Annotated in this window: 7 protein-coding genes and 1 tRNA gene; 3 read left to right on the top strand and 5 right to left on the bottom strand. The window is 65.7% G+C overall.

Going from position 1 to position 6,512, the window contains the following annotated elements; all coding sequences use genetic code 11:
• The 3 genes from rsmD to C265_RS26285 form a co-directional block, all read left to right on the top strand.
• On the top strand, positions 1–648 hold a 648-nt coding region (gene rsmD / locus C265_RS26295), incomplete at its 5' end, for a 16S rRNA (guanine(966)-N(2))-methyltransferase RsmD (RefSeq protein ID WP_010814368.1).
• Positions 649–888: 240 nt separating this feature from the next.
• Positions 889–1,374, top strand: a complete 486-nt coding sequence (gene coaD / locus C265_RS26290; RefSeq protein ID WP_010814369.1) for a pantetheine-phosphate adenylyltransferase — start codon at positions 889–891, stop codon at positions 1,372–1,374.
• 68 nt (positions 1,375–1,442) lie between these two features.
• A complete protein-coding gene (locus C265_RS26285; RefSeq protein ID WP_010814370.1) occupies positions 1,443–1,703 on the top strand; it encodes a YfhL family 4Fe-4S dicluster ferredoxin in 261 nt (86 codons plus the stop codon).
• Between the two features lie 101 nt (positions 1,704–1,804).
• Here C265_RS26285 and C265_RS26280 read toward each other — a convergent pair whose 3' ends face one another.
• The 5 genes from C265_RS26280 to C265_RS26260 all read right to left on the bottom strand — a co-directional run bounded on the left by C265_RS26280 (position 1,805) and on the right by C265_RS26260 (position 6,474).
• The gene (locus C265_RS26280) at positions 1,805–3,655 is read right to left on the bottom strand and encodes a PhoX family phosphatase (RefSeq protein ID WP_010814371.1); all 1,851 of its coding nucleotides are present in this window, start codon (positions 3,653–3,655) and stop codon (positions 1,805–1,807) included.
• 196 nt (positions 3,656–3,851) lie between these two features.
• On the bottom strand, positions 3,852–4,448 hold the full coding sequence (pth, locus tag C265_RS26275) for an aminoacyl-tRNA hydrolase (protein ID WP_010814372.1): 597 nt from the start codon (positions 4,446–4,448) through the stop codon (positions 3,852–3,854).
• A gap of 151 nt (positions 4,449–4,599) precedes the next feature.
• Complete coding sequence (locus tag C265_RS26270; protein ID WP_010814373.1) at positions 4,600–5,217, bottom strand: 50S ribosomal protein L25/general stress protein Ctc; 618 nt, start codon at positions 5,215–5,217, stop codon at positions 4,600–4,602.
• Between the two features lie 132 nt (positions 5,218–5,349).
• On the bottom strand, positions 5,350–6,303 hold the full coding sequence (locus C265_RS26265; RefSeq protein WP_010814374.1) for a ribose-phosphate pyrophosphokinase: 954 nt from the start codon (positions 6,301–6,303) through the stop codon (positions 5,350–5,352).
• Between the two features lie 94 nt (positions 6,304–6,397).
• Positions 6,398–6,474: transfer RNA gene (locus C265_RS26260), tRNA-Gln, on the bottom strand.
• Between the last annotated feature and the right edge of the window lie 38 nt (positions 6,475–6,512).

Below are 6,512 nucleotides of genomic sequence, written 5' to 3'. Positions count from 1 at the left end.
CCCGCCTCTCCTGCCGCTGCCAGCGGCGGGCGTTCCCCCGTTTCCGCGGCGCCACGCCAGGCACCGCGCCAGGAGCCGTCCCAGGTCCGCATCATCGGCGGCCGCTGGAAGCGCACCTTGCTGCCCGTTCCCGATGCCCAGGGCCTGCGCCCCACGCCCGACCGCGTGCGCGAGACGCTCTTCAACTGGCTCGGCCAGGACCTGTCCGGGCTGGAATGCCTGGACCTGTTCGCCGGCTCCGGCGCGCTTGGCTTCGAGGCCGCCTCGCGCGGCGCCGCCGCGGTCACGCTGGTCGAGTCCAATGCGCGCGTGGCCAAGCAGCTGCGCGACAACCAGTACCGGCTCGACGCGGCTCAGGTGCGCGTGATGCAGGGCGATGCCTTTGCCATTGCCGCGCAACTGCCCGATGCCAGCTTCGACGTGGTCTTCCTGGATCCGCCCTTCGCCGAGGACTGGGTCGGGCCGGCGCTGGAGCACGCGGCGAGGCTGTCGCGGCCCGGCGGCGCAGTCTATGTCGAGACCGACCATGCGCTGACCGGTGCCGACGCGCCGGTGCCGGCGTCGCTTGAAATCGTGCGCCACGCGCGCGCCGGCGCGGTGCATTTCCACCTGCTGCAGCATCGCGTGCCGGGCAACGGCGCTGCCTGATGCACCAGTCTGGGGCGATGGTCCGGGTAGGCCTGTTCTGCAATGAGGAAGGTCCCCTTCCTCAATGGGAAACGGCTTCATAGCTGCGCTGCGGCAAAACGGTGCGCCGGGCGGCTTCCAAGTGGCGCATTTGGGGTTACACTACGCCGCTGTTACAACGCTCGCGACGCAGCACCCACGCCGGTCCGGCCGGCGCAAGAGGCGGCCCAAGGCCGGCAGCGGGCAGATCAAGGAGGAAGTATGGTCATCGCGGTCTATCCCGGCACGTTCGATCCAATGACCCGGGGACACGAGGATCTGGTCCGCCGTGCGTCGAACATCTTCGACGAACTGGTGGTCGGCGTGGCGCACAGCCCCAACAAGCGCCCGTTCTTTTCGCTCGAAGAGCGCATCGGCATTGCCCGTGAAGTGCTCGGGCATTATCCCAATGTGCGCGTCGAAGGCTTTTCCGGCCTGCTCAAGGACTTTGTGCGCAACAACAATGCGCGCGTGATCGTGCGCGGCCTGCGCGCGGTGTCCGACTTCGAGTACGAATTCCAGATGGCAGGCATGAACCGCTACCTGCTGCCCGACGTGGAAACCATGTTCCTGACGCCGTCGGACCAGTACCAGTTCATCTCCGGCACCTTCGTGCGCGAGATCGCGGTGCTGGGCGGCGATGTCAGCAAGTTCGTGTTCCCGTCGGTGGAACGCTGGCTGCAAGAGAAAATCGGCAAACCGGAATAAAATAGCAGACACAGATACGTCGAGTCGCGGCCAGTCGGGCGCGGGCGTGTCCGCAGGAAGGAAACACCATGGCGCTGATGATCACTGACGACTGCATCAACTGCGACGTTTGTGAACCCGAGTGCCCGAACGAAGCCATTTCGATGGGGCCCGAGATCTATGAAATCGACCCCAACAAGTGCACCGAGTGTGTCGGGCACTTCGACGAGCCGCAATGCCAGCAGGTCTGCCCGGTCGCCTGTATCCCCAAGGATCCGAACCGCGTCGAAACGCATGAGGTCCTGATGCAGCGCTACCGGCTGCTGACGGCCGCCAAGCACGCGGCCTGACCCGCAGCTTCAGCCAGGCAAAAAAAGCCCCCGGCACCGCAAGGTGACGGGGGTTTAACTTTTCCCCAGTTACTGCTGGTACTACCTACTGCACTGCGCGGTCACGCACCGATCGGCTTGCCGTCGCTACGGCGCACCACGATGGTGGACGAGCGCGGCGGCTTGGCCGCGTCCGGCCACGCGCCGGTGGGGTGCTGGATGTTGATGAAGCAGGTGGTCAGGTCCGGCGTGTAGGCGATGCCGGTGATTTCGCAGCCGGTCGGGCCGACCAGGAAGCGCTTGGACTGACCCGTCGGCGAGATGTAGTACATGCTGTTGTTGCCGAACGTGCTGGTGTAGGTGGCGCTGGTGCTGGAGTCGGTCTGCACCCACAGCCGGCCCTGCGGGTCGACGCGCAGGCCGTCGGGGCTCGAGAACGTGTCGCCGTTGATGTTGCCCTTCAGGTTGTCGGTGGCCAGCGACGGGTCGCCGGCCTGCAGCAGGATGCTCCACGTGAACGTGGTCGCCAGCGGCGAATTACCGGCTTCGTTCCACTTGACGATATGGCCGTGCAGGTTGTTCTTGCGCGGGTTGGCGGCGTCGGTCTGCTGGCGGCCGCTGTTGTTGGTCAGCGTGCAGTACAGGGTTTTGTCCGGTGCGGCCGTGATCCACTCGGGGCGGTCCATCAGCGTGCCACCGGCCACGCGCGCGGCCGACTTGGTGTTGATCAGCACGTCGGCCTGGCTGGCGAAGTCGACCGTGGTCGGCGCCGGCGAGACGGCCGACTGGGTCCAGTTGCCCGGATCCGAAGCGCCCACGGTCAGGCCGTTCTTGCCCTGCGTCAGCTCGATCCACTGGCCGCTGCCGTCGGCGTTGAACCTGGCCACGTAGAGCGTGCCGCTGTCCAGCAGGTTGGCATTGGCGGCGCGGTTGTTCGGATCGAAGGCCTTGCTCGGGATAAATTTGTAGATGCAGCCCGGCGTGCCGTCGTCGCCCATATAGAAGGCGACGTTGTTGCTGGCGTCGGTCAGGAAGGCGACGTTCTCATGGTCGAAGCGGCCCATCGCGGTGCGCTTGGCCGGCGAGCCCAGCGTGCCGTACGGATCGACTTCCACCACCCAGCCGTAGCCGTTCTCGGCCTGGGTCGGGTCGATGTAGTTGTCCGTGCTCTCTTCGCAGGTCAGGTAGGTGCCCCACGGGGTATGGCCGCTCGAGCAGTTGTTGAGCATGCCGACTACGGTCGATCCCACCACCGAAGCAGCCGGGCCGCCCACGCGGTACAGCGTGTTGCCGGTGTAGCGCTTGTTGTAGATCGAGTCGCGCTTGACCTGCCACTTGCCGCTGGCTGCCAGTTCCACTTCGATCACCGAGATGCCGACCGCCGACAGCGCGATGCGCTTCTGCTCGGGGCTGGCCGTGGCGGCGTCATAGGTGCCGCCCGCGAACAGGATCTTGTAGTCCGGCAGCTCGTGGTTGATGGCGAGCAGGCCGCCCTTCTGCGGATCGACACCCGGCAGCGCGAAGTAGTGCATGCCGTCGTGGTTGCCGCCGGCCTGGCGCTCGGTTTCGGCCGAGGACTGGAACGCGCCGGCATAGCCGGTGGCACCGGCTTCGACCGGGTCGCCGGCGGAGAACAGCACGTCGACGCTGTAGCCATTGGGCACGACCACGGCATCCGCGGTCGACTTGGCGACCGGCTCGAAGGTGACGTCGTAGCTCGGGGCGGCCGCGGCGGGCGCTGGGGCCGGAGCAGGTGCGGGGGCCGGTGCCGGTGCGGGATCGTCATCGCCGCCACAGGCGGCCAGCAGGCCGCTGCCGAACGCCGAGGCCAGCGACAGGCCCAGGCCGCCGCGCAGCACCCGGCGGCGGGCCGGGTTGGCGGCTACGATGTCTTCGAGCATCTGGCCGGGCACGTCAGCGTCGGGCTTGGCAGCGCGACTGGCGGCCCGCGCTTGATCGGTCAGGTACGACATGGGCTTTCCTCCTGTGGGTTGTCATGCGCATCGGCCACCATGCGATACCGACGCGATTGGAAACCACGGAATGTATGTGCCGCCCATGGCACTTTGATGACATATTGTCTGCAACAGCAGTCTTGGGCCGCCAAACCACGACGGGCCGCAGATGCGGCCCGTTTTCATACGCTTGTCGCAGGAATATGCGTATTTGTCAGCGCGTGGTATGCAGCTGCGCCATGGCGCGTTCAGCATCGCCGCGTGCCAGCAGGCCGAGCGGCTCGATGCAGCGGTCGATGGCGGCATCGATGGCTTCCTGCTCCTCGCGCCGCGGTGGCTTGAGCACGAAGTTGACCACGTCCTCGCGGCCCGCGCCGGCGCCGCCGGGCGCGTTGCGCGGATGGCCCACGCCCAGGCGCAGGCGCCAGTAGTCCTGCGTGGACAGGTGGGCCGAGATGTCCTTGAGCCCGTTGTGGCCGCCCGCGCCGCCGCCGCGCTTGAGCTTGGCCGCGCCCGCCGGCAGGTCCATCTCGTCGTGCGCGACCACGATCTCGTCGGGAAGGACCTTGTAGAAGCGCGCGAGCGACACCACGGCCAGGCCGGAGCGGTTCATGAAGGTCGACGGCTTGAGCAGCCAGATGTCCTGGTCCCACAGCCGCGCACGCGCGGCCAGGCCGTGGAAGCGGCCTTCCACGCGCATCGTGGCGCCGCCCATGCGGGCCAGCTGGTCCACCAGCCAGAAGCCGGCGTTGTGTCGGGTGGCCTCGTACTCCGCACCGGGATTGCCGAGGCCGACGATGAGCTTGATCATGCGTTTGACTGGGTCGTTGGCGCGCAAGGCTGCGCCACAAGCGCCAAGGATACCGAAAAACCGGCAGACGGCTGCCGGGCGAAAAAAAACCGCCGCAAGAAGCGGCGGTTTCTTCGTGGCGCGGCCGGCAGGCCGCGACCGCTGCTGCAGCTTAGGCAGCCGGCGTTTCGCCAGCGGCTTCGCCGCCTTCGGCAGCTTCCGACACGGCTCCAGCCGGTTGCGAGATGCTGGCGACGGCCGGGTTGTCGTCACCGTGGGTGATCACGGTCACGCCCTTCGGCAGCTTGATGTCCGACAGGTGGACGGTCTGGTTCAGCTCGACGGCGGCCAGGTCCACTTCGATGAACTCGGGCAGGTCGGCCGGCAGGCACGAAACTTCCAGGTCGTTCAGGATGTGGTTGACGATGCCGTGGCCCAGCTTCACGCCAGGAGCGGTTTCCTGGTTCATGAAGTGCAGCGGCACCTTGACGTGGATCTTGTCGTTGGCCGACACGCGCTGGAAATCTACGTGCAGCACCAGCGGCTTGAACGGGTGCATCTGGAATGCGCGCAGCAGGGCCTGTTCCGACTTGCCAGCGACTTCCAGTTCCAGGATCGACGAGTGGAACGCTTCCTTCTTCAGGGCGTGCCACAGCGCGTTGTGATCCAGTTCGATCATCTTCGGCTCGGCGGCGCCGCCGTAGATGATGCCGGGGGTCTTGCCCGAATTGCGCAGGCGGCGGCTCGCACCCGTTCCCTGTACGCTACGCTCGAAAGCGACAACTTTCATGATGACTCCAAAAGTAAGAAGGCCGTCCGCGACCAGACAGCCTCGTTGCGGCGCAAACAGCAAATGATGCGCCGATCAAGTCACGTTGATCGCCGAAAAACGGCGATCAACGCAGTAAAGCCTTAAATTCTATCAGGAACCCGCAAACAGCGACATGATCGAGTCGCCCTTGACGATGCGGGTGAAGGTCTCGGCCAGCAGCGGGGCGGTCGAGAGCTGGCGGATCTTGGTGCACTTGGCGGCTTCTTCGGACAACGGGATGGTGTCGCACACCACCACTTCGTCCAGCGCCGAGTCCGCGATGCGGGCGGCCGCGCCACCCGACAGCACCGGGTGCGTGCAGTAGGCGAAGACCTTCAGCGCGCCGCGCTCCTTCAGCACCTGGGCGGCCTTGCACAGCGTGCCGCCGGTGTCGATCATGTCATCCATGATGACGCAGTTGCGGCCGTCGACTTCACCGATGATGTTCATCACCTCGGCCACGTTGGCCTTGGGACGACGCTTGTCGATGATCGCCAGGTCGCAGTTCAGTTCCTTGGCCAGTGCGCGGGCACGGACCACGCCGCCGACGTCCGGCGACACCACCAGCAGGTCGCCGTAGTTCTTCTCGCGCAGGTCGCCCAGCAGTACCGGCGAAGCGTAGATGTTGTCGACGGGAATATCGAAGAAGCCCTGGATCTGGTCAGCGTGCAGGTCCATCGTCAGCACGCGCTCGACACCGGCGACTTCCAGCATGTTGGCCACGACCTTGGCCGAGATCGCGACGCGCGCCGAACGCGGGCGGCGGTCCTGGCGGGCATAGCCGAAGTAGGGCATGGCGGCGGTGATGCTGCGTGCCGAGGCGCGCTTGAGCGCGTCGACCATCACCATCAGCTCCATCAGGTTGTCGTTGGTCGGCGCGCAGGTGGACTGCAGCACGATGACGTGCTTGCCGCGAACGTTTTCCTGGATATCAACTTGAACTTCGCCGTCGGAGAAACGGCCAACCAACGCCTTGCCCAGGGGAATGCCGAGGTGCTGTACGACAGCCTCCGCGAGTTTGGGGTTGGCGTTGCCGGTAAATACCATCAAGCCTTCGCTGCTCATTCGGGGCACCTGTCTTGCTGCTGGGGGAGCTTGGCGTCACCGGCAAAGCCGGTGACTGATACAGAGAGTCCGTAAGGACACTATAGGAATGTAATGGCAGGGGAAGAAGGATTCGAACCTTCGAATGCCGGAATCAAAATCCGGTGCCTTGACCAACTTGGCGACTCCCCTACACAACCGGGCCGTTCTTCGTGGTACCAGACTGCCGT

It is taken from the genome of Cupriavidus sp. GA3-3 (genome assembly GCF_000389805.1).
In the GTDB taxonomy this organism is placed as follows: domain Bacteria; phylum Pseudomonadota; class Gammaproteobacteria; order Burkholderiales; family Burkholderiaceae; genus Cupriavidus; species Cupriavidus necator_D.
This window is presented reverse-complemented; position numbering and strand designations above follow the sequence as displayed.